Genomic DNA, 21,886 nt, shown 5'->3' with positions numbered 1-21,886 from the left:
CCAGCAGCCAAAACCACCGCACAAACCACCACAAAGGCGCCCGTCCCTTTGTGGTGGTTTGGGGCTGCGCTACTCACCGAGCATCTCTTGGAGCTTGGCTGCCACGGCGTGGCCCAGGCTCTCGTGGCTTTCGGGCATCATGTGCAGATAATCGATATCGCCCGGCTCGGCAAAATCGGCGGCATTCAAAAAGTCGCAGCCAAACTGCTCAGCGACATACGCATAGTATTCGGCAAAATGCTCCGAGGCCTCGACGGAGCGCTCGTCAAAGTCGGTCATGTACACATCGGCGATCTGCGGTTTAATCTTGATAGGCGCCATCAGCAGAATGCGCGGGCAGGGCGCAGCGTCGGTCCACGGAAACGCGCGGACGGCGCGAATCAGCGCCATGGCGCCACGGGCGATATCGGAAGCTGTCACGTTAAAGACCGTCTTGCAGTCGTTGGTGCCCAGCATGATCACAATGGCGTCCAGCGGCTTATGGGCCTCGAGCAGCATCGGCAACGCGCGGATGCCGTTGAGATTGGTGTCCAGATGGCACATATCGTCGCGCACCGTCGTGCGGCCGTTTAGACCTTCCTCAATCACATGCCAGCCCTCGCCCAGGTCGCGCTGGGCCACGCCGCACCAGCGCACATCGTGCGCATAGCGCACCGCGGTGCCATCGCGCATGCCCGCCGGATCGTAGCCATAGGTATTGCTGTCACCAAAGCACAGGACGTTTTTCATCGCAAGCCCCTCCTTCAGCAAGAAGCCGACGGGAGCAGCCCCTCCCGCCGGCTCGACCTATCTGTCAGCGCGCACCGATTACAGATACTTGCGCCAGTCGTCATCATCCTCGTCGTCCTCGGCAGCGGCATGAGCCTGCTCGGCGGCACGGGCGGCCGCGGCACGGGCGGCAACCTGGGCATAGGACTCCTCGTTGCGCTCGGGGAAGCTTGCCAGCACGTGCTCGAACTTGGCAAAATCCTCATCCCAGCGCGTAGAGGGCACGGCAAAGAAGACCTGCTTGACCTTAAAGTCGCCCGATGCGAGCTCCTTGCGGAAGAGCTCGGCCACGGCCTCGGCGTCAAAGCCGTTGTTGTCACAGCCCCAGGCGCCCAGCACGAGCTTCTCGCGACCAAGCTCGTCGCAGATGGCCAGCACAAAGCGGATACGATCGCGCAGGGCGTCCAGCAGGGCATCGTCACCCACGCGATACTCCTGGCGAGCGCGCTTGGCGTTGGGCGCAGCGGCAACGATCACGTCGGCGTACGCATGCACGTGGTTGCGGTCGAAGCGCACCGCAGGCACCACCAGCGCACGGTTGCGGTACAGCTCACAGTTGATGTTGCGGCGACGGTTCTCGCCGTACCATTTGCGCTGCTTATCGAGCACATTGTACAGATACGAATCGGCACAGAGCGTGGCCTCCTGACCCAGATAGCCCTGGATGTAGCCACCGCCCGGGTTGGTGAACGAGGCAAAGGCGAGCACGGCCATGTCGCAGAACTGCGCGTAGCCTCGGCCGTTATCCAGAATGGCCTGCGTGGCAGAGGCGTCGAGCACGGTGACCTCGGGCAGGACCGGAGCGGGCTCCTCGGCAGCAGGCGCGGGCTCGGTCTCCGTGGCTTCCTCTGCGGGCACAGGCTCGGCCACGACCTCGGTCTCGGCAGGCGCAACCTCGGTGGCCTCAGACTCATCGGCAACCTGCTCTTCGGCAGCAGCCACCTGGGCCTTAGCCTTCATCGCCGCGACAAATCCGGCAGGCATGCCCTCGAACTCGCGCACGCCGGCAAGCGAGCGCTCGATATCCTTTGCGCACGCTTCGGACACAGTCGCCACGTGACGCTCGGCGGCCTTGGCACGGGCCTCGCGCTTGGGATTGGGCTGTCCCGCGCGGTTGGGCCTACGGTTACGGTTCCTGTTGTCGACGTCTGCCATAAGTGGTCACCTTTCTCGGTCGCTGCCGCTATCGGCTTTTCCCATCCATGATACCCCGCCGCGTACAAAAAAGGCGGCCCCGAAGGACCGCCTTTCGCATCGATTTGCGCGCGGCAAGCACCGCTGCAATCTGGCACTAGTCGCGACGACCAAGGATGTTCAGGATGCGCAGGAACACGTTGATAATGTCCACGAACAGGTTGGACGCCATGAGCACGGCGTTGGGCAGCGTGGGCGGCACCGTCGTGGCCACATAGGTGTCGTAGCCAATAAAGCCGGCGAACACCACAATCACGATCAGGTCGGTGATGGTCTGCGAGACGCCCATGAACATCAGCACGATCTCGACCAGAATCGTGGCAAGCAGAATGCCAAAACCAATGCCATACACACGCTGGAAGAATTTGGGGAAGGTCACGCCCAGTGCGCCAAAGACAAAGGTGATGGCGGCAGTGGCGATAAAGGCGGTGTTGATGGTGGGCAGGTCGTAGTTGGCAAGGCCAAACGACGCGGTCAGACCAAAGGTGCTCGCAAAGATCGCGTAACCCGCGAGCGACAGGCCCACGGACTGCTTGCTGGCGGCGGCCGACATCATGACGATGCCGACAATGGTCAGGATAAACGAGCCAAAGACCAGCGGCAGGGCGGCGCCACTCATCATCATGCGCGCAAACGACATGGTGCCCGTAAAGTAGGCGCCAGCGCCCATAGCGCAAAAACCCAAAAAGATCAGGGCAGACATGGCAAGGTTGTACGCGCGCGGCGACATCTCCTTGGCACGGCTTGCGCCGGTCTCGATGGGGCCGTTCTGATAGCCCTGGATATCGTTCATAATTTCGTCCTTTCAAAAAGCGCCGCGACAGCGCCGTAGGTGACAAGATTCCTGCCATTGTACCCGAATGGCGCGCACTCTTACCCGCGGCGCTCACTCTCGAGTGTGCGGTCGAACGCCCACACCCACCACCGCATCAGATGAGCCTGCGAGCCATCCGGTCGCTCACGCGCCTGGTCTTCCAGATACAGCTCGGTCGTATGTCCGCCAAAACGAACCTTATAGGTTGCCGTACGAATGCCGTGAACCGTCAGGCCAAAACCGGTAGACGAGACAATCTCGTCAATCGTAAAGCAGCGACCGTCGACCCAGCAGACGGTAACCGGCACAACTTGTCCGCCCGCGAGGATGCGGGCCACGACGTCCACATACTGCTTGTGCACGCGCCGAGTTTTGCCATCTGTCTGTCGATATTCCATGCCCCTATTATCGAACGCATGTTTGCATATTGTAAAGCGAACAGACTGTGGTTTTGGGGTGTCGGAGCGAGCGCACGTGTCCTCACGGCGTGTTAGCAAAAAGAACACCCGCGGTCAACAGGGCTAATATTTAATTTTAGTGCCAAAAAATTCACTTCTCCCGTCAGAACTCGGTAAAGAAACCCGCAGGAGGTGATACGATTTATCATGTTTTTGTAACGTTTCTGCAAACTTCGAGAAAGCCCATATATGGACGTAACGTTCTCAGCCTTCCTCGGCCAACTTGTTTCGAACCCAGTCCTTGCCGTCACCGTGTTCCTCGCGCTCGGCGCCATCTTCGTCAACGGATGGACCGACGCGCCCAACGCCATCGCGACCTGTGTCACCACGCGTTGCATGCCCGCCCGCGCCGCCATTCTCATGAGTGCCGCGTTCAACTTTTTGGGCGTGCTCATCATGACGCACTTTAATGCCAGCGTTGCCAACACCATCTCCCATATCGTCGACTTTGGCGGAAACAGCACCATGGCGCTCGCGTGCCTCTGCGCGGCCCTGTTCTCCATCGTCGTCTACGGCGCCACGGCATCGCGTTTTGGCATCCCCACCTCGCAGAGCCACAGCCTCATCGCCGGCCTGACCGGCGCTGCCATCGCCCTCGGCGGCGCCAGCAGCGTCAATGTCCACGAGTGGATGAAGGTCATCTACGGCCTGGCGCTCTCCATCGGTCTGGGCTTTGTCATGGGCTGGATCCTGTGCAAGCTCGTCTCGATTCTTTTCGCTGCCGCCAACAGGCGACGTGCCAACGTCTTCTTTAAATATGCTCAGATCGCGAGCGCCGCGGCCATGAGCTTTATGCACGGCGCGCAGGATGGACAAAAGTTCATCGGCGTGCTCTTTTTAGGTGTCGCCTTTGCCAACGGACAGACCGGCGTCGGCGACGCCGGCATCCCCATCTGGATCATGCTGCTGTGCTCGGCCACCATGGGCATCGGCACCAGCGTGGGCGGTGAGCGTATCATCAAGTCCGTCGGCCAGAGCATGGTTAAGCTCGAGAAGTATCAGGGCTTCTCTGCCGACCTGGCAGGAGCCGCAAACCTGCTGCTTGCCACGCTCACCGGTATCCCCGTGTCCTCCACGCACATCAAGACCTGCGCCATCATGGGCGTCGGCGCCGTCAAGCGCCTCTCGGCCATCAACTTCGGCGTGGTCAAGGACATGATGTTCACGTGGTTCTTCACCTTCCCCGCCTGTGGACTCATCAGCTTTGTTATGGCCAGGCTGTTCATGATGTTCCTCTAGTCAAACCGAACGTCCATCCGGATCGCATTACCTCGCCCACCCGTCTTCGCCCCGAAAGGATCACTCATGGCAAAGAAACCCGATTCGTTCTACTTTGACAACTACGTCGCCTGCGCCGACTTCGCCGTTCAGGCAGCCGAGCTGCTCACCAAGATTTTTGAGAACTTTGACCCCGCGCAGATCCACGACATGCTCGAGAAGATGCATGCGATTGAGCATGCAGCAGACAAGAAGCACCATGAGCTCGAAGACGCCCTGCTCACGGCCTTTATCACCCCGCTTGAGCGCGAGGACCTTAACCTAATGAGCTGCTCGCTCGATACCGTGCTCGACCGTATTGAGGGTGTCGTGCAGCGCCTCTACTTCACCAACATCCAGAGCATCCACCCCGATGCCATCGTGATCGCCCACAAGGTGACCGACGCCTGCCGCGCCATGAAGGACCTGATGGTCGAGTTGCCCAACTACCGCAAGTCCAAAACGCTGCGCGCGCTCGTCATCCAGATCAACACCATCGAGTCCGAGGCCGACGAACTCTACATCAACGCCATGCGTAACCTGCACGTCAACGGCAAGGACCCGCTCGAGGTCATCGCCTGGCGTGACGTGTACGCCTTCTTGGAGTACTGCGCCGACTGCTGCGAGAATGTGGCCGATGTCGTGGATTCGATTGTCATGAAGAACAGTTAATTGGGGGTACGCGTCCCACCGGTCGCGGGCCCGACCACTGATAACCTTTTTTCACTCCGGCTGCAAGCAGAGTCGTTCAAAAGGTTATCAGTGGTCGGGCCCGCTCCCTTGTGTACCACCATTGGAACTTTGGCTGATAGTTTTAGCGCAATGGGGGTTTGGCTGAAGGGACCTTTGGTACCCGCTCGGACACTTTGGCCCTTGGTGAGCGTTTGACTGATTGCTGCTTTGGGTACTCTTTAGGTTACTTTGGGTTTGTTTGATTTTTAATTGTTGGAGGGCTTGTATGTCGTATATGGATCTGGCTCGGTCTCGGTATTCTTGTCGTTTGTTTGAGGATCGTTCTGTTGAGCAGGCTGTGGTGGATACCATTGTTGAGGCTGGGCGCATTGCTCCTTCTGCTTGCAATAATCATCCAACCCGCGTGATGGTGTTGGATACACCTGAGCTTCTGGAAAAGGCAGCTGCTTGTCAGCCTCGGTTTGCTCGTGATGGGTCCATCTTTGGCGCTCCGCTCATCTTCCTCGTTTGCAGCGTTACCAACGATGCTTGGGTGCGTCCCTATGACCAGATGAACTCCAGCGCTATCGACACCTCGATTGTTTGCGATCAGATGATGATGGAGGCCGAGGAACAGGGCCTGGGAACGTGCTGGGTATGCCATTTTAAGCCCGAGCTAGCCCGCGAGCAGTTCAACCTGCCCGAGGGCGTTTATCCCTACCACATGCTCGTCTGCGGCTATCCCGCCGACCATATCGCCGACCCCGAGCATCGCGAGGCCCGCACCATTCCCCTATCCAATTTCCTCCTCAAGTAGTTTTTGGCCCATGCCCTAAAACCTACCTTTTACCGCTCAAACGTTCGCCGAGTTCTGCCCTATCGCACGCAGAGCTCGGCGTTTTGTTTCCCAACCCGTATACAGATACAAAAAAGGAGCTCGCAAGCGCGAGCTCCTTTTAAGAGCTAGATTGTAGTTTTGGCGCTAGTCCAGGTCGTCCGCGGCAAAGTTGTCAATCGGGGCGAAGGGATCGGCCACGGGGACAACCGGATCAGCGACAGGCAGCGGCTCGGCGGCAGGCATGGTCACGGCAGGAGAAGCCGCGGAACCAACCGGCGTAGAAGCCAGCAGATCGGCCGGGAAGGAATTCTGAGCATCGTCCATAAAGTGCTGAATGAGCTTGAGATACTCGGCCTTGAACTCCTCGCGGGAAGCCTTCAGACGGTCAATCTCCTCGAGCTCGGCCTGCTTCTCGGTCAGGGCCTGACGGATGACCTCGCGGGCCTTGGCGTCGGCCTCGTTGCGGATGCGGTCAGCATTCTCGTTAGCGTCGTTGACAATCGCCTCGGCGGTCTGCTGAGCCGCAATGAGAGCGGCGGAAATCTGACGCTCCTGAGCGGAGAAATCGGGAGCGGGAGTGGCGACAGGGGCAGCCTGAGCGGCAGAATCCTGGGCCTGCGCAAGCTGAGCCTGCGTATCGGCAAGCTGCTGCTCGGTGGCGGTCAGGCGACCCTTAAGATCAACGATCTTGGCAAGCATAGCGTCGACCTCGGAGGACAGGGTCTCCAGGAAGACGTCGACCTCGGCGGGATCGTAGCCGCGCTTGGCCTCAGAGAAGGTCTGAGCCTGGATGTCAGCAGGGGTAATAGCCATAACAAGTTCTCCTTTATCATCGCCTTGGCGCTAAGCGCCCGACATAGGTTACTGAGCCAGTCCTATACGAGTATACCTATAAGTAGCTGCAGAATGAGCTTCTGCACCAACTGCAACGCAATAATCGCAACGACCGGTGAAAAATCGATACCGCCCATCGGCGGCATAAACCGGCGAAACAGGTTGAGCCAAGGGCCGCAAACGCTGTCGAGCACCGCCGCGATATCCTGTAGCAAACCACCCTGCTTCATGGGAATCCACGTCATAAAGCAGTAGACCACAATCAACGTGGAATAAAAATTAAACAGCGTGTTGACAAGCTGAACGATGGTGTAGATGTTGATGGGAATCTCCTCGCCTTGTCTTTACTTGAGATAGCCGTCGGCGCGAAGCTTCTTAAGATCCGAATCCTTGACCTCGCAGCCGGCGGGCAGCACCATAAACACGCGATCGCCCACTTCTTTGACCGAAGCGCCCAGGCCGCAGGCAAAGCCATAGCTAAAGTCCAGGACGCGTTTGGCGACCTCGGTGCGAACGCCCACAAAGATCAGCGCGACAGGCTGCTTGGTACGCACGCGGCGCACGACCGTCTCCACGTCGTCATAACTCTCCGGACGAAGAACGTAGGCCGGCAACTGAGGCGTGGCGTTGATGATATTGCTCGCATAGGCAGAGGCATCGCTCGGCGTTGAAGCAGGAGCGGGCACAGCGGCAGCGCGGACCCGAGCGTTCTCGGCGTAGCTTGACGGCGTGTCATAGGCGCCGGGACGATAACCGCCCGCAGCGGCATCCTGAGAGCGCGAAGGCGGATTGTACGTCGTAGCGTGACGGGAGTCGTCACCGATCAGTTGACCGGAACGCGTGTACACAGCAACCGACTCAGCCTCTCCGCGGCGTGTCTGCCCCAGCAGTCCATTGCTCGGTTCATCTTGCGTATAGAAGCCCTCGCCCGAAGCACCGCTGTAGCCGTTGTTCTGATAGCCGTCGTCATAGCCGTCATCGTAACCGTAGTCATCATCCTGGCCATAACCCTGGTCATAACCCTGCTGGCCGCCTAGGTGCATTTTATTTTTAATTTCGTCAAGGAAACCCATGGTTGTGTCCTCTCACGGTCTAATGCAGGCGCTCTGATAATCAGCGCGCACTTCAGGCTCTTATTTTACTTCAAACTCCGGGCTAAATACTACCCTGCCCAGGCGAACAAGCGTCGAGCCTTCCTCAAGGGCAGGCTCAAAGTCCTCGCTCATGCCGCAAGATAGCTCAGGCAGACACAGATCGGGGTGTGCCGTCTCCAGCTCATCCCTCAACTCACGCAGCCCGGCAAAGGTGCGGCGCGCCACATCCTTATTCCCCCGGGGCGCCATGGTCATAAGCCCCTGCACACAAATTCCCTCAAGCTCCGCAAGCTCGCCAGCCGCGGCACGAACCTCATCGGGCGAAAAGCCGCCCTTGGACTCCTCGCCGCTTACATTGACCTCGATCAGCACATGCTGAGGAGCAGATAGCTCGCCCGCTTTCATCTTGCGGACGGCACGGCTCGAGATAGCCTGCGCCAAATGAAGCGACCCCACCGAATGAATCAGCTCGGCCGCACCCAGCACCGCATTGATCTTGTTGGTCTGAAGATTACCGATCATATCGAAGCGCACCTCGGGCAGCTCCGGATGCTCCGCCAGCCCCGTAAGCTTGCGAACAAGCTCCTGCGGACGGTTCTCGGCAAAATGACGATACCCTGCCTGGATGGCAGCAACGGTCTCATCGACGCCAACGGTCTTGGAGACGGCAATCAGACGTGCGGCATCGTGAGAACGGCCCGCGCGATCGAGTGCGGCATAAAAGCGTTCGAGAATCTGCTCGCGGCGAGCGCGCATCACGTTCAAATAATTATCCATTGCCAATCGCCTCCGCAGACAGACGTACAAGTAGTCCCATGCTAACGCAAGAGCGCGGCCCTGCATGTGCAAGGCCGCGCTCACTTAGGTATTTACAATCTTTCGACGAACGGAGCTACCCTACTCCTCGTCATCCTCGGTATCGTCCTCGTCCTCGAGGTGCTCGAGCAGGTAGCGAAGACCCTCGCTCACCTCGTTAGCGGGCACCTTGGCAACAAAGCGCGCATCGACAGCGGGCCTCATGATGACGCCCTCGCCCGAAGGTACGCGCATGCTCTCGAGCTCATCCTCGTCCGTACGGGCGATATCGCCGGCGTTCATGCGCTGGCCGGTCAAAAGGAAGGTCAGACGGCAGGCGGCATCGATGGAAATCGAGGCGATGCGATCGAGGTAGCGCGAAACCATGATGGCGCGGCGCAGATCGTCATAGTTGCTGTCGTCGTCCATAAACTCGCCCGCGTCCATGCGGTTGAAGGTACGGAAGAACTTCTCATAGGCCGCATGCACCGGCTCGTCCTCGACGGCCAAGTTGCAGATGATGGACATGTCGTTGGTGACAAGCGCGGAAAGCGACGAGCCCAGCACCTGGTATACGGCTTCGGCCTCGGCCTCAACCGTACCGACGAGCTCCTGGGGCAGTGAGATATCGGCCTTGACCATATGACGCGTGGCGCGGCAGATCTGGCGAACCTTATCGGTCATGCGCTGCAGGTTAAAGTCGACGTAGATGATTGTCTGCAGCAAGCGGAAGTCGGAGGCGACCGGCGACTGTGTAGCGATCAGGTTGTAGCACACGGCCTCCAGGTTGGCGCAGCGCGCGTCAATCGAAAGCGTGCGCTTCTTGGTCTTGGTGGCGAGCTTGCGGTCGTCGGTCACATAGGCCTTCACGGCGTCGTGAAGAGCCAGGTCTACAGCCTCGTAGATGCTCAACATCTCGTGACGAGCCTCGACGAGCTGACGGGAAAACAGTTTGCGCATGGTTCACTCCAATCAGTTGGGTGCGGTCATGCCGCCCGCACAGTGAATACGCACCGGACCAGGTCCGATCGGCTTGGGACTAGTCGCACCGATCAGCCAAAGCGGCCGGTGATATAGTCTTCCGTCCGCGAATCCACCGGGCTGGTGAAGATCGCGTCGGTTTGACCATACTCGATGAGCGTGGCGGGCTCGCCGGCAACCTCCTGCAAGAAGAAGGCGGTGTAGTCGCTAATGCGAGCTGCCTGCTGCATTGAATGTGTGACGATGATGATCGTCATCTCGGGCGCCAGCTCAGCCATCAGATCCTCGACCTTGGAGACGGACGTGGGGTCGATGGCGGAGCAGGGCTCGTCCATCAGAAGGACATCGGGCTGCACCGCGAGCACACGCGCGATGCACAGACGCTGCTGCTGACCGCCCGAAAGCGCCAAACCATCCTTGTTGAGCTGATTGGATACCTCTTTCCAGAGGTTGGCGCGCTTGAGCGATTCTTCCACGATGTCATCGAGGTCGCTTTTGCTAGTCACGCCCTGCAGACGAGGGCCAAAAGCAACATTCTCGTAGATGGATTTAGGGAACGGGTTGGGCTGCTGAAAAATCATGCCCACGCGGCGGCGAAGGTCGACCGGGTCGACGCCCTCGGCATAGATATCGTTGCCGTCGAGCGTCATGGTGCCCTCGACGCGCGTGCCCTCGATAAGGTCGTTCATACGGTTGATACAGCGCAAAAACGTCGATTTGCCGCAGCCCGAAGGGCCGATAAACGAGGTAATGGCGTTTTTGGCGATGTTGAGGTCGAGCCCCGTCAGCGCATGAAAGTCACCGTACCAAAAGTTGAAATCCTTGGCCGTGATGGCCGCTTGCTCCAGCGTGGGAGCGGACTGATAGACGGACATGGGACTCCTTAACTAGCGGCGTTTGCGCGACAGATAACGCGCAAACAGGTTGAAGGCCAGAATAATCGCCATCAGCAAAAGCGCGGTGCCGTAGGCTGCGTTCATGTTGATGCCGTCATTGGCAAGCAGATAAAGGTGAACGGTCATGGGGCGACCGGAATCGAGCGGCGAAATAGGCAGGTTGATGGCCTGGCCCATGGTGTAGAGCACCACGGCGGTCTCGCCGATGGCGCGGCCGATGGCAAGTACGATGCCGGTGGCGATGCGGCCAAAAGCCGAAGGAAGCACGATCTTGGAGACGACCTGCCACTTGGTGGCACCCAGGCCATATGCGCCCCAACGGATATAGCGCGGAACGGCGCGGATTGCCTCCTCGGTGGTACGCATGACAATGGGCAGCATCAGAAGTGCGAGCGCCAGGGCGGCCGAAACCATCGAAAGACCCAGGCCCATGGCCTCGACAAACAAGGCGTAGCCAAAAAGGCCCATAACAATGGAGGGCACCGAGGCCAGGGCATCGGCAGCATAGCGAATGATGTCGACAACCTTGCCCTGCTTGGCATATTCAGCCAGATAGACCGCAGCCAAGACGGCAACCGGCGTGCAGATGAGCATGGCGAGCGCCGTCACGTAGACGGTCGAGACGATAGTGGGCCAAATGCCGCCCTCGGCGTTTACGCCCTGCGGCCAGCCAAAGATAAAGTCGAGCGAGATGTGCGGCAGACCGTTGATAACTACATAGGCGATGATGGCGACCAGCACCAGCGTGGTGATATAGGCCGCGGCACGAAACACGCCGAGCATAATCTTGTTGGACAGATCCTTGTTGATGCGGCCCTTCTTACCATGGGAAAGGGCACGCTTGATGCGTTCGCGCGACGAGGTCGTATCGACCGTCGTGTCAACGGAATCGGACATAGCCTACCCCCTCTTCTTCTTGGAAATCAGACGGACGATGCCCACCAATGCGGCGGAAATGATAAACAGGACCACGCCCATGCCAAACAGAGCCGAGCGGTGCAGGCCCGAGGAATAGCTCATATCGAGCGCGATCTGGCTCGTGAGTGTCGAGATGGGGCTCGAGATGCTGTCCGGGATGACCGGAGCGTTGCCAACGACCATGAGCACGGCCATGGTCTCACCGATGGCACGACCCATGCCCAAGACAATCGCATCGACGATGCCCAACTTGGCTGCAGGCAGCACGACCTTGTAGATGGTCTGCCACTTGGTGGCACCCATGGCATAGGATGCCTCGCGAATGCCCATGGGAATGGAATTGAGGGCATCGATGGTGAGCGTGGTGATGGTGGGAACGATCATGATGGCGAGCACGAGCCACGCTGTCAGCGCACCAAAGCCAAGACCGCCGGTCAGCTGCGCGATAAACGGACGGATGATGACCATGCCAAAGAAACCGTAGATGATGGAGGGGATACCCGCCAGCAGGTCGACGGCGGGGCTGATGAGACTGCGCACGCGCTTGCCGGCGATCTCGACCAGATACACGGCCGTGCCCACACCCAGGGGCACACCCATGGCGAGCGCACCGACCGTCACCAGACCAGAGCCCGCCAGCAGCGACATAATGCCGTAATGGCCCTCGGAGGGCGCCCACGTAAAGCTAAAGAAGTCCGCCAAACCGATGTCGGTAAAGACGGGCAACGCCGAGTACGTGGTAAAGACAAAAATCAGGATGACGGTGACGACCGCCAAGAACGCGCAAGCAAAGAAGATCCACTGCAGCGCCTTCTCTTTGAGATAGGTGCTGCGCGACACCAACGCCAACTCACGCTTTTTGGGCGCCTGAGCCTCTCGCTCAATCTGGGGGGTTTCCTGCGCTTCCATGCTACTCACTCCCCTTTCCGTCGTTGGTGACGGGAATAAAGCCCGCCTCGCGAATCTGCTTGTCCATCTTCTCGGACGTCACATAGTCAATGTAGTCCTGCGCACGCTGCGAAGGCGTACCCTTCACAAAGAAGTAAAGGTCGCGCGAGATGGGGTAGCCGCCACTTGCGACCGTCTTCTCGGATGCCTCGACATGGTTGACCGAAACAGCCTTAACCGAAGTCTTAGCGTTGAGGCTCTCGACAAAACCCAGCGAGATGTAGCCAATGGCACCACGCGAACGGGACACGACATCGCGTACCTGGCCCGTGCCCGAAAGAACGGCAGAGCGACGATCGAACGGCGTGCCGTCCATCACGATGGTACGGAAGGCCTCGCGCGTACCGGACGCCTCATCGCGGTTAATAACCTGAATCTTCAGGTCCTCTCCGCCGACTTCCTTCCAGTTGGTAATCTTACCGGCGTATATGTCGCGAAGCTGCTCGGTCGAGAGGTTGTCGACCGGATTATCGTCGTTCACGATGACTGCGATGCCGTCGTGCGCGATTACAATCGGGGTCAGGCCCAGATTCTGCTCGTCGGCATTGAGGCCACGAGACGAGCTGGCGATGTCAGCCGTGCCGTTGCTGACGGCCTCGATACCGGCAGAAGAGCCAAGGCCAGAGACGAGCACGTCGGTGCCGGTCTCCTCCTTAAAGCCCTCGGCCGCAATCTCGGCAATGGGAAGGCAGGTGGTCGAGCCGGCCACGGTGATAGAAGACGTGGAAGATCCCGAGGAGCAGGCACACAGCGTAAGCGTGAGCACTGCCGCGCTTAGGACCGATGCGATCTTTCTCATAGCATCACGCCGATCGCAGCATGGCGCCCACAGGTGCCGCCCTCGTTGCGGTAGGAATAAAAGCGGTCGTTCTGACGAACGGTGGAGAGCTTGGTGTCCACAATGCCGTTCGCTTCGACGCCGGCGTCCATCAGCGCCTCGCGAATGGGGGCGGAAAGATCGATCATACGAGAAGCGGCAGCATCGATGCACGCGAACTCGGAGGCAAAGCGGTCCATAAGTTCTTGGGACACCTCGTACTCGTCACCCAGGATATGGGGCCCAATATAGGCAGAGATGTCGTCTGGCTTGCAGCCAGCCGCCTCGCAGAGCGCTTGGCACGCCTTGGCGGAAATGCGCGCAATCGTGCCCTTCCAGCCAGAATGCACCACGGCAAAGCCGCCGGGAGCCACCAGCACAACGGGAACACAATCGGCAAAGCAAAGCATCACGGGCACCTCATGCGCCGTGCAGACGAGGGCATCGCAGCCCTCGGCAATCTGCTCGCGAATGTTCTCGAGATCATCGGCGCCGTTCGAGGTCACCGTCACGACATTGTCACCGTGTACCTGATTGGGGACAAGCAGGTTGTGCTCGCACTCGGCAACACCCATGGCCTCGAGTACGCGGCGACGATTTTCTTGAACGGCAAAGGGGTCATCGCCAACATGCGAGCCCAGATTGAGTGAGGAGTACGCATCTTCGGAAACACCGCCAGTGCGTTCGGTGAAGGCAAAGCGGACATCGTGCGTCGCGCCCTCTACCAACGTAACTCCATCATGGTCGACACGCGAAACGTTGTCCGCACGTGCTGCCATACTAAAGCCTCCTAATAACACGAGTATCGCGGCCAAGCCGCAGCAGTCCGTGCCATACGGCTGCCATACTTCTACAAAAGGATACCCGCAGCGGTAGGGACCAAACGTAAGGGGAACGTAAAGAGATTGGAGACTTTCGTTTACAAACGAGAAACAAAACGGGGTGCATCCAAATGGACACACCCCGTGCAGGTTGTTGAGAAAAACGAACTAGAAGCTACCACGCTTAAGGAAGTCGGGAAGCTCGAACTGGTCGTTACCAAAATTGGGAAGCTCCGTACCGCCGACATTGCGGGTCGGGGCAGACTGAGCCGAGCTTGCAGCGGGAGCGGTACGCTGAGGCTCGGCAACGGAAGCCTTGCTCTGGGACTGCTGGGCAGCGAAGAGCTCGTCCTGACGGTTGACATTAGAGTCGGAGAAGCCCGTAGCGATAACGGTGATGCGCACCTGATCGCCCAGGGACTCGTCGACAACGGTACCGAAGATGATGTTGGCCTCGGGATCGACGGCGTTGGCGACAACGTCGGCAGCGTCGCTGATCTCTTGGATGCCCAGATCCTTGGAGCCGGCGATGGAGAGCAGGACGCGCGTAGCACCATCGATAGAGCTCTCGAGCAGCGGGCTGGAAATAGCCTGCTGGGCGGCGTCGACGGCACGGGTGTCCCCAGAAGAAGTACCGATACCCATCATGGCGGTGCCGGCCTGCTTCATGATGGTCTTAACATCAGCGAAGTCCAGGTTGATGATGCCCGGGACGGTGATGAGGTCGGTGATGCCCTGGGTGCCCTGGGAAAGGACGCCATCGGCAATCGCGAAGGCCTCGAGCATGGTGGTCTTCTTCTCGGCGATGTCGAGCAGCTTGTCGTTAGGGATAACGATCATGGTGTCGACGCAATCGGAAAGGGTCTTAATGCCCTCTTCGGCGCTCTTCTTACGCTTGCGGCCCTCGAAGGTGAAGGGCTTGGTCACGACGGCGACGGTCAGCGCACCGACCTCGTTCATCGCGATATCGGCAACGATGGGAGCGGCGCCGGTGCCGGTGCCACCGCCCTCACCGCAGGTGATGAACACCATGTCGGCGCCAGCGAGCGCCTCGGCAATGTCATCGCGGGACTCATCGGCAGCCTTGCGACCAACCTCGGGGTTGGCGCCAGCGCCCAGGCCGCGGGTAAGGTCGGTACCGATGTGGACCTTGATATCGGCATCAGAGATCGCGAGCGCCTGAGCATCGGTGTTGATGGCAACAAACTCGACGCCACGAATGCCCTCTTCGATCATTCGATTGACCGCGTTGGTACCGCCGCCGCCGACGCCGACCACCTTAATGACGGCAAGGTAGTTGTTGATCTCTGTCTCGTGCATGTCGGTCCTCCGAACAAAGGTTATAGCCATAGCATGGGTTGACCCCTGCGCACATTAACCTTCAGGTTGAAAGTAAATGCAAAGGTAAACCGTATTATGTTTGCACATTATGAACGTATCAGTCAAATAATTGACCGTGAAAACCAAACAAACCAGATAAACGGCGTGGTATGGCCCCTCAACAAAGCCACGCACCGACGCTAAGCGGTCGGTGCGTTTCTAAACGTATAGTTGCCGGGAGACCGAACGTTAATGTAGGTTACGCCCTCTACCTGCGACAGAAGCTTGGTCACGACGCGTTCCTTCTTGGCGATATCATCAGAATCGCCCAGTGAGACCTCAACGCCATTATCAAGATTCGCCGAGATGGCCTCGACCGAAGGTATAGAAATATCCTTGATCTGCGCCAAGAATTCGCCGGAAAAACCACGCACGTAATCCAGGCCCGCTTTAACGGCCTTGGAAGAAACAGCCCGCCCCGAGACCGGCTCGACATCAGCCGAGACATCGGTAAGCAGCACGGCCCCGTAGTGCTTGGCCAGCGCCAACGCAGCATCGATACCGCTCAATGTGTTGGCGCCCTCACCCGAAGTGACGACATTTCCCTGGTCGTCCACCTCCACAGAGGTCGAAAGCGGTGCGATCCAGGTGTCATCGTCGCCGATGGCCCAGGCAAGATCGTCGGAACTTATATAAGCGATCGCGGTGACCTTGCGCTCCGTCGGCGTAATGACGAGCGTGTGGGGAAACTGCCGTTGAACGTCCACGCCCGAAACCCACGGGTTCTGCTTGAGATCTTCGGTGATCTGGTCGGGATTTACGTTGAAGAGCGATGTGTTCTCGGGCAGACTGATCAGCTGCATGGCATCGTGCTTGGTCACATGCTCGCTGCCCTCGATCTGAATATCGGTAGCGGCAAACAGGCCGGAATTGATAACGACGATGGCAACGACGGCAAGCACGGCCACAGCCGCCAAGATTCCGCCCACGATTTTGCCCTTGCCCTTAACGGCAGAGGCGGCCTCGGACGTCTTACTCGCCATGGCGCCAAGCGACGACAGCGGATTGATACCCTTATTGGTCGCAGGTGCCTTAGTGGCGGGCACCGACGTCAACGAGCGCGGCTTGGCAGCGCCCAACGTACGACCGGGATGCGTCGCTTTAGCCCCCAGCGAGGGCTTGGGCGTCACTATGGGGCGAGAGGGCTTGGCACCCATCGCCGACTTAGACGTCACCGAGGGGCGCGGAGCCGGGTGAACCGTCTTTTTTGCGGCAGGGCGTCCACCAAGTTGCGAGCCGACGACCGGACGTTTGGCGGACCGTACGGATCCAGCGGGCTTGGAGGACACAGGGGGCTTGCGTTGAGGCTGGACGGGTGCGCCGGAACGCCCTCCGGCGCGGCGGAAGGTAGGTTTCGATGCTCTAGAAGCCGAGGAATTTGACTTCCGGTCTGAGCTCGATGCCATACGCCTCCCTCACCTTTCCGTGCACATGCCTGATAACCGCGGCCACGTCATCGGCCGAGGCGGTACCGTTATTAACGATAAAATTAGCGTGTACGGGCGAAACTTCCGCACCGCCAACCGAAAAACCCTTTAATCCACAATCCTCAATCAGCTTGCCAACGCTCGCGTCGGGTGGATTGCGAAAGACCGACCCGCAAGAAGCGCGACCCATGGGCTGCGTGCGTTTGCGCCTCGTCAGGTACCGCTCCATACGCTCGCGAATGTCGGCCTTAGGCGCAGGCTTGAGCTTAAGCACGCACTCGAGAATAATCTCGTTACGCGGCAGGCTGCACTCACGGTAGCCCCAGGCAATCTCGGACCCCGCATAATGCTTAATGCCGGATGCCGGGTCAAACGTGACCACATCCTCGACAAGCGAACCTATCCACTCGGTACGCGTACCGGCGTTCATAGATACGGCGCCGCCGACCGAGCCGGGGATGCCAACCGCAAACTCAAGGCCCGAAAGCCCGCGCGACAGGGCATCGTTGACCAAACGTGCGAACATAACGCCCGCGCCAACGGTCAGCGTGCAACCGTCCTCGGCAACAACGGTGCGCTGAAACTCACGCCCCAGCGAAATGACGGCGCCGCGATAGCCCGCATCGGCAACGAGCAGATTAGATCCCTTGCCGATAATGACCCACGGCACCTGCTCACGGTCGAGTACTGCCACGGCACGACGAAGGGCATGATAGCTATGGCACGTCACGAAGAGGTCGGCCTTGCCGCCGATACGATAACTCGTATGACGCGCAAGGCGTTCATCCTCGACTACATCCGTGTCAATCATGCCCGAAAGCGCCATGACGGCGTTAAACAGACCCATAGGGGCTAAGCGTCTTTCTTGGCAGTCAGATACTCGATGAACTCAGGGCCAACGGTCGTAACGTCGCCGGCGCCCATAGTAAGCAGCAGATCGCCCTCACCTACCATTTTCTCGAGCTCACGATTGAGCTCGAGACGGCTGGAGCAGTACACGACCTCCTTGCCAGGGTGCTTGGCGCGCACAGTATCAGCGAGCATCTTGGAGGTAACGCCCGGAATCGGCATCTCGCCGGCAGAGAACACATCGATGAGCAGCAGCTTATCGGCATTGGCGAAGGCATCGGCAAAGTCATCGCACAGCGCCTGCAAACGCGAATAGCGGTGCGGCTGGAACACGACGTCAACATGCTTATAGCCCAGCGACGAGGCGGCGGCAAGCGTCGCCTTGATCTCGGTGGGGTGATGGCCGTAGTCATCGACCACGGTGATGCCGTCAATATCGCCCACATGGGTAAAGCGGCGGCGGACGCCCTCAAAGCTCGAAAGCGCCTCGGCTGCGGCATCGACGTCGAGACCCAGGACATGGGCAACGGTTAGCACTGCCGTGGCGTTGAGCATGTTGTGGCGACCGGGGTTGCTCTTGATCTCGACAGCATGCTCGGTCCCATCCTCAAGGCGAACGATAAAGTCGCTCTGAATGCCCTTGACATCCGGATGCACGCAGACGACGTCGTTGGTTTCGGCAAAGCCATAGGAAAGCACGTGGCGACCCGTCGACTTGGCGAGTTCGACCAGATGCGGGTCCTCACCGCAAACGATGACGGTACCGCTCTCTCCAACCAGGCCCATAAACTTGGCAAAGGTGGCCTCGATCTCCTCGATGCCCGAGTAGTGGTCGAGATGGTCGGCCTCGACGTTGGTCACGATGACCACGTTGGGGTTCAGGAACAGGAACGAGCTGTCGGACTCATCGGCCTCGGCGACAAAGTAGTCACCCGAGCCGTTCTTTCCGTTGGTATCGTAACCCTCAACGATGCCGCCGATCAAAAAGCTGGGATCCAGACCCATGCGGTCGAGCATGGTGGCACACATCGAGGACGTCGTGGTCTTGCCGTGCGTACCGGCAACAGCGATGGTGGTGTAGCCGTGGCCCAGAGCCGAGAGCATCTTGGCGCGGGGCCACACAGGAATACCGAGCTCGCGAGCACGCACAAGCTCGGGGTTGGACTCAGGAATAGCGGTAGAGACCACGACCACGTCGGGCTTGACCTCATCGATCGTGGCGGCCTCGTGGCCCACATGAACCTTCACGCCAGCACGGGTAAGCTGACGAATGTAGCGCGAGGTCTTAAGGTCGGAACCGGTAACGGCATAGCCACGCTCGTGCAAAACGAGAGCGATGCCGCTCATGCCGGCGCCACCGATACCGATAAAGTGGGCGCTCTTGAACTCGGGCGCGGAGGTTGCAGTCTGGGAATCAGCCATGTGCTCGTGTACTCCTTGCGTAAACACTGCCTGTAACCCGTTAACTGTACCGCACCTACCTCATCCGCGCGAGCGCAAGCTCGATATCCCGTCTAACTAACGCAAACCCTCTACCGCATCGGCCAAAAGTGCGGCGGCGCGGTCCTGAGCCAACCCGCGCGCCGCCTGACGCATGGCATCGCGCGCTGCGGCGTCATCGACCAGATGCAGCAGCTCCTCGGCAAACGCCGGAGCATCGATATCGGCATCGGCACAAAGCACGCCGGCGCCGGCATCGACCAGATAACGCGCATTGGTCGTCTGGTGGTCGGCCGTGGCATGCGGATACGGCACGAGCACCGAAGGCACGGCGAGGGCGGCAATCTCGGCCACGCTCGAGGCGCCGGAGCGCGAGAGCACCAGGTCAGCTGCAGCTAGCATGTCGCCCATGTTGTCAATGTAGGGCTGGACGCGATAGCGCTTCGTCTCATCGGACGTCAGCGCCAAAGCACGCTCGGTGTCCTCAAAGCCGTCGGCTCCCGTCGAATGCAAAATGTAGAGATTCTCGCGGGTCAGCAGCTCACTCTTGAGCGAGGCTACGCGCTCGTTGAGATGCTGGGCACCGAGCGAACCACCAAAGACGAGCAGAAGCGTCGCATCCTCGGGCACGTCAAGTGCCTCGCGGCCGCGGGCGCGATCGCCCTCAATGACCGAGCGGCGCACCGGATTACCGGTCATGAGCACATGCTCGGGGTCGCCCCCGCGCTCAAAGACAGAGCGCGCAGCCGGCACCGAGATACACACGCGGGCGGCATGGGAGCTCATCATCTTATTGGCCAGGCCCGGAACAGAGTTCTGCTCGTGCAGCAGATACGGAACGCCCGCATCCTTGCACCAGCCCAGCAGCGGGACCTCGACGTAGGCACCAAAACCGATGGCAGCATCGGGCTTGACAACCTTTGAGAAATGGCTGGCGAGCGAGCGCTTGGCCTTATTGACGCGCCACAGCGAGCTCAGCGCGGTCCAAGGACGGGAGCGGTCGAAGCCCGTGACCGTGATAGGTATAAAATCGAACCCGGCCTCGGGAACCAAACGACCCTCGAGCTTGTGCGACTGGCCCACGAACACAACATGATGTCCGCGGTCGTGCAACTCCTCAGCCAAGGCAAGCGCAGGGTTGATATGTCCCGCCGTGCCGCCGGCTGCGATAGCAACGGTCATCTTATCGGTCATGAAAATCCCTTCGTACGCGCGGTCCCTGATCGTCGGTGCGCAGACGCGCCGATGGGTCCGAATTCAAATTGATTCGATTATATCCGCCGCCCGAGCTTCGGGGGTTCGGGCGTTGGGGACGCCCCTGCGGAGCCGTTCGCGGGCGCGGACGAGCCGACGGCTCGGACGCAGAGCCATCCAAGACGGTAAAACCGTTGCGCGAAGGGCGATCGCCGCGCACATGGGGCACGCCGGCGGTGCTCTCGTCCATAACGGCAAAGCTCTCGCGGCGACGGTCGTACTCATCACGACGGGCGCTCTCGTGCGAGACGCGCAAGATCAGCCCCGCAAGCATAAGCGATACGATAATCGACGAACCGCCGTAGCTGATAAACGGCAGCGGCTTACCCGTCATGGGAAACACGTTGAGGATGCCCAGCGCATTGATCAAAAACTGTACCGCGAGAATGACTGCGGAACCCGATGCCATGAGCGCTCCGCGACGGTCCGCAGCCTGTTCGGCAATGCGAAACGCTGAGTAAATCAGCATCGCAAAGACCAGGAAGAGCAGCGCGGTCCCGACAAAACCGACCTCCTCGCCGATAATGGCCAGAATATAGTCGTTGTGTGCCTCGGGCAGATACGAATACTTCATGGTGGAGTTACCGATGCCACGGCCGAACAAGCCGCCCGAAGCAAACGCCATGATGGCAAGCGTTGCCTGATAGCCATCGCCATACTCGTCGGCCCAAGGGTTCAGGGCAACCTGAACACGCACCATGCGGTACGGCTCTGCAACAAGCGCAAACACACTCATGACAATGACGAGAATGATCACGCCGATGATAAACTTGGGGTCTAGGCCCGCAAATAACGCCATACACATGAGGGTCAGTGAGATGATCAAGACGGTGCCATAATCGGGCTGGATAAAGATCAAAAAGAGCGAAATGCCCAAGTAGACGACCATCTTACGAAGGAACTCGTTGATGTTGCCACCGGGCGAAAAGAAACGGTCGAGTATGATGGCCGAATACGCGATGGCAAACGGCTTTAAAAACTCAGAAGGCTGGAACTGAATACCGGCGATGTTGAGCCAGCGCGTGGCGCCACGGCTGCCACTGCCGACAAGAAATACCGCAAACAGCAAGAGAATCATGCCGATAAGGAAGATCCTAAGTACATTTTCCCCAAACCAGCTGTCCGGCAAGACGTGAACGATCGCAACCATGGCAAGCACGCCAACTCCGGCAAAGGTAGCCTGTCGAACCAGGAAAAACGTCGCCGAGCCGTTCTCGTGCAATGCCTCGACCGATGACGCCGAGTACACCATCAGCAGACCAAAGCACACTAAAGTAAACAGGCACGCCATGAATATCAAACGAGGGCGCATGATGCGGGCGGGGACGCCGGCAATATAGCGTTCGCTGAGCGTCTGCCCGCCGCGACCGGAACGCGGCGTACTGCGTTGCGAGGAAGCACGGTCCGAGTCGGGCCTCCTCATACCTTGTC

The 21,886-nt window shown here is 59.3% G+C and carries 23 protein-coding genes; 3 read left to right on the top strand and 20 right to left on the bottom strand.

The window, feature by feature from the left end; all coding sequences use genetic code 11:
• Positions 1-69: 69 nt before the first annotated feature.
• The 4 genes from ACTNB2_RS00660 to ACTNB2_RS00645 all read right to left on the bottom strand — a co-directional run bounded on the left by ACTNB2_RS00660 (position 70) and on the right by ACTNB2_RS00645 (position 3,138).
• A complete protein-coding gene (locus ACTNB2_RS00660; protein WP_427747774.1) occupies positions 70-729 on the bottom strand; it encodes an SGNH/GDSL hydrolase family protein in 660 nt (219 codons plus the stop codon).
• Positions 730-807: 78 nt separating this feature from the next.
• Positions 808-1,923 (bottom strand): TIGR02452 family protein, encoded by a 1,116-nt coding sequence (locus ACTNB2_RS00655; protein ID WP_441044745.1) that lies wholly within the window; start codon positions 1,921-1,923, stop codon positions 808-810.
• A 136-nt stretch (positions 1,924-2,059) separates the two neighbouring features.
• Entirely contained in the window at positions 2,060-2,755 is a 696-nt protein-coding gene (locus tag ACTNB2_RS00650; protein ID WP_154515280.1) for a Bax inhibitor-1 family protein, read from the bottom strand.
• Positions 2,756-2,835: 80 nt separating this feature from the next.
• Positions 2,836-3,138 (bottom strand): hypothetical protein, encoded by a 303-nt coding sequence (locus ACTNB2_RS00645; RefSeq protein ID WP_195838523.1) that lies wholly within the window; start codon positions 3,136-3,138, stop codon positions 2,836-2,838.
• Positions 3,139-3,423: 285 nt separating this feature from the next.
• On the opposite strand from ACTNB2_RS00645, the gene ACTNB2_RS00640 reads away from it, so the two are divergent.
• From ACTNB2_RS00640 to ACTNB2_RS00630, 3 genes are all read left to right on the top strand, one after another.
• Complete coding sequence (locus ACTNB2_RS00640) at positions 3,424-4,473, top strand: anion permease (RefSeq protein ID WP_441016702.1); 1,050 nt, start codon at positions 3,424-3,426, stop codon at positions 4,471-4,473.
• 66 nt (positions 4,474-4,539) lie between these two features.
• Positions 4,540-5,163 (top strand): DUF47 domain-containing protein, encoded by a 624-nt coding sequence (locus ACTNB2_RS00635; protein WP_441044747.1) that lies wholly within the window; start codon positions 4,540-4,542, stop codon positions 5,161-5,163.
• A 286-nt stretch (positions 5,164-5,449) separates the two neighbouring features.
• Positions 5,450-5,980, top strand: coding sequence for a nitroreductase family protein (locus ACTNB2_RS00630; RefSeq protein ID WP_154515272.1), 531 nt, complete (start codon positions 5,450-5,452; stop codon positions 5,978-5,980).
• A 165-nt stretch (positions 5,981-6,145) separates the two neighbouring features.
• On the opposite strand, the gene ACTNB2_RS00625 is transcribed toward ACTNB2_RS00630, so the two are convergent.
• The 16 genes from ACTNB2_RS00625 to ftsW all read right to left on the bottom strand — a co-directional run bounded on the left by ACTNB2_RS00625 (position 6,146) and on the right by ftsW (position 21,878).
• Positions 6,146-6,814 (bottom strand): DivIVA domain-containing protein, encoded by a 669-nt coding sequence (locus ACTNB2_RS00625; protein WP_154515270.1) that lies wholly within the window; start codon positions 6,812-6,814, stop codon positions 6,146-6,148.
• A gap of 62 nt (positions 6,815-6,876) precedes the next feature.
• Positions 6,877-7,122, bottom strand: a complete 246-nt coding sequence (locus tag ACTNB2_RS00620) for a YggT family protein (protein WP_154515268.1) — start codon at positions 7,120-7,122, stop codon at positions 6,877-6,879.
• Positions 7,123-7,179: 57 nt separating this feature from the next.
• The gene (sepF, locus tag ACTNB2_RS00615; protein ID WP_154515266.1) at positions 7,180-7,908 is read right to left on the bottom strand and encodes a cell division protein SepF; all 729 of its coding nucleotides are present in this window, start codon (positions 7,906-7,908) and stop codon (positions 7,180-7,182) included.
• 60 nt (positions 7,909-7,968) lie between these two features.
• On the bottom strand, positions 7,969-8,706 hold the full coding sequence (locus ACTNB2_RS00610) for a YggS family pyridoxal phosphate-dependent enzyme (RefSeq protein WP_441044748.1): 738 nt from the start codon (positions 8,704-8,706) through the stop codon (positions 7,969-7,971).
• A gap of 120 nt (positions 8,707-8,826) precedes the next feature.
• Complete coding sequence (locus ACTNB2_RS00605; protein WP_427719211.1) at positions 8,827-9,684, bottom strand: phosphate signaling complex PhoU family protein; 858 nt, start codon at positions 9,682-9,684, stop codon at positions 8,827-8,829.
• Between the two features lie 92 nt (positions 9,685-9,776).
• Positions 9,777-10,580 carry a phosphate ABC transporter ATP-binding protein PstB gene (pstB, locus tag ACTNB2_RS00600; RefSeq protein WP_089571588.1) on the bottom strand — a complete coding sequence of 268 codons (804 nt, stop codon included), beginning with the start codon at positions 10,578-10,580 and terminating at the stop codon, positions 9,777-9,779.
• A gap of 12 nt (positions 10,581-10,592) precedes the next feature.
• A complete protein-coding gene (pstA, locus tag ACTNB2_RS00595; protein WP_427727613.1) occupies positions 10,593-11,498 on the bottom strand; it encodes a phosphate ABC transporter permease PstA in 906 nt (301 codons plus the stop codon).
• A 3-nt stretch (positions 11,499-11,501) separates the two neighbouring features.
• Positions 11,502-12,428, bottom strand: a complete 927-nt coding sequence (pstC, locus tag ACTNB2_RS00590) for a phosphate ABC transporter permease subunit PstC (protein WP_441033191.1) — start codon at positions 12,426-12,428, stop codon at positions 11,502-11,504.
• A 1-nt stretch (position 12,429) separates the two neighbouring features.
• Positions 12,430-13,266, bottom strand: a complete 837-nt coding sequence (locus ACTNB2_RS00585; RefSeq protein WP_154515256.1) for a phosphate ABC transporter substrate-binding protein — start codon at positions 13,264-13,266, stop codon at positions 12,430-12,432.
• Positions 13,263-14,063, bottom strand: a complete 801-nt coding sequence (locus ACTNB2_RS00580; RefSeq protein ID WP_441044749.1) for a polyphenol oxidase family protein — start codon at positions 14,061-14,063, stop codon at positions 13,263-13,265. The genes ACTNB2_RS00585 and ACTNB2_RS00580 overlap by 4 nt, the downstream gene beginning before the upstream one ends.
• Positions 14,064-14,273: 210 nt before the next feature.
• A complete protein-coding gene (gene ftsZ / locus ACTNB2_RS00575; protein WP_427727619.1) occupies positions 14,274-15,425 on the bottom strand; it encodes a cell division protein FtsZ in 1,152 nt (383 codons plus the stop codon).
• Positions 15,426-15,625: 200 nt separating this feature from the next.
• On the bottom strand, positions 15,626-16,660 hold the full coding sequence (locus ACTNB2_RS00570; protein WP_441016687.1) for a cell division protein FtsQ/DivIB: 1,035 nt from the start codon (positions 16,658-16,660) through the stop codon (positions 15,626-15,628).
• Between the two features lie 187 nt (positions 16,661-16,847).
• Positions 16,848-17,759, bottom strand: a complete 912-nt coding sequence (gene murB / locus ACTNB2_RS00565; protein ID WP_154515248.1) for a UDP-N-acetylmuramate dehydrogenase — start codon at positions 17,757-17,759, stop codon at positions 16,848-16,850.
• Positions 17,760-17,764: 5 nt separating this feature from the next.
• Positions 17,765-19,183, bottom strand: a complete 1,419-nt coding sequence (gene murC / locus ACTNB2_RS00560) for a UDP-N-acetylmuramate--L-alanine ligase (RefSeq protein WP_441044750.1) — start codon at positions 19,181-19,183, stop codon at positions 17,765-17,767.
• 96 nt (positions 19,184-19,279) lie between these two features.
• Entirely contained in the window at positions 19,280-20,395 is a 1,116-nt protein-coding gene (gene murG / locus ACTNB2_RS00555) for an undecaprenyldiphospho-muramoylpentapeptide beta-N-acetylglucosaminyltransferase (protein WP_441044751.1), read from the bottom strand.
• Positions 20,385-21,878 carry a putative lipid II flippase FtsW gene (gene ftsW, locus ACTNB2_RS00550; RefSeq protein WP_441044752.1) on the bottom strand — a complete coding sequence of 498 codons (1,494 nt, stop codon included), beginning with the start codon at positions 21,876-21,878 and terminating at the stop codon, positions 20,385-20,387. The genes murG and ftsW overlap by 11 nt, the downstream gene beginning before the upstream one ends.
• Positions 21,879-21,886 lie beyond the last annotated feature (8 nt).

The sequence above is a fragment of the Collinsella sp. HCP28S3_G2 genome (assembly GCF_052065125.1).
Taxonomy (GTDB): domain Bacteria; phylum Actinomycetota; class Coriobacteriia; order Coriobacteriales; family Coriobacteriaceae; genus Collinsella.
This window is presented reverse-complemented; position numbering and strand designations above follow the sequence as displayed.

Coding starts and splice junctions, on each gene's coding strand:
- pstB (WP_089571588.1), bottom strand. CDS start 10,580: ATGTCCGTCTATCAGTCCGCTCCCACGCTGGAGCAAGCGGCCATCACG.
- ACTNB2_RS00635 (WP_441044747.1), top strand. CDS start 4,540: ATGGCAAAGAAACCCGATTCGTTCTACTTTGACAACTACGTCGCCTGC.
- pstA (WP_427727613.1), bottom strand. CDS start 11,498: ATGTCCGATTCCGTTGACACGACGGTCGATACGACCTCGTCGCGCGAA.
- murB (WP_154515248.1), bottom strand. CDS start 17,759: ATGGGTCTGTTTAACGCCGTCATGGCGCTTTCGGGCATGATTGACACG.
- ACTNB2_RS00660 (WP_427747774.1), bottom strand. CDS start 729: ATGAAAAACGTCCTGTGCTTTGGTGACAGCAATACCTATGGCTACGAT.
- sepF (WP_154515266.1), bottom strand. CDS start 7,908: ATGGGTTTCCTTGACGAAATTAAAAATAAAATGCACCTAGGCGGCCAG.
- murC (WP_441044750.1), bottom strand. CDS start 19,183: ATGGCTGATTCCCAGACTGCAACCTCCGCGCCCGAGTTCAAGAGCGCC.
- ftsZ (WP_427727619.1), bottom strand. CDS start 15,425: ATGCACGAGACAGAGATCAACAACTACCTTGCCGTCATTAAGGTGGTC.
- ACTNB2_RS00650 (WP_154515280.1), bottom strand. CDS start 2,755: ATGAACGATATCCAGGGCTATCAGAACGGCCCCATCGAGACCGGCGCA.
- ACTNB2_RS00605 (WP_427719211.1), bottom strand. CDS start 9,684: ATGCGCAAACTGTTTTCCCGTCAGCTCGTCGAGGCTCGTCACGAGATG.
- ACTNB2_RS00655 (WP_441044745.1), bottom strand. CDS start 1,923: ATGGCAGACGTCGACAACAGGAACCGTAACCGTAGGCCCAACCGCGCG.
- ACTNB2_RS00640 (WP_441016702.1), top strand. CDS start 3,424: ATGGACGTAACGTTCTCAGCCTTCCTCGGCCAACTTGTTTCGAACCCA.
- ACTNB2_RS00585 (WP_154515256.1), bottom strand. CDS start 13,266: ATGAGAAAGATCGCATCGGTCCTAAGCGCGGCAGTGCTCACGCTTACG.
- ACTNB2_RS00630 (WP_154515272.1), top strand. CDS start 5,450: ATGTCGTATATGGATCTGGCTCGGTCTCGGTATTCTTGTCGTTTGTTT.
- ACTNB2_RS00580 (WP_441044749.1), bottom strand. CDS start 14,063: ATGGCAGCACGTGCGGACAACGTTTCGCGTGTCGACCATGATGGAGTT.
- ACTNB2_RS00610 (WP_441044748.1), bottom strand. CDS start 8,706: ATGGATAATTATTTGAACGTGATGCGCGCTCGCCGCGAGCAGATTCTC.
- murG (WP_441044751.1), bottom strand. CDS start 20,395: ATGACCGATAAGATGACCGTTGCTATCGCAGCCGGCGGCACGGCGGGA.
- ACTNB2_RS00625 (WP_154515270.1), bottom strand. CDS start 6,814: ATGGCTATTACCCCTGCTGACATCCAGGCTCAGACCTTCTCTGAGGCC.
- ftsW (WP_441044752.1), bottom strand. CDS start 21,878: ATGAGGAGGCCCGACTCGGACCGTGCTTCCTCGCAACGCAGTACGCCG.
- pstC (WP_441033191.1), bottom strand. CDS start 12,428: ATGGAAGCGCAGGAAACCCCCCAGATTGAGCGAGAGGCTCAGGCGCCC.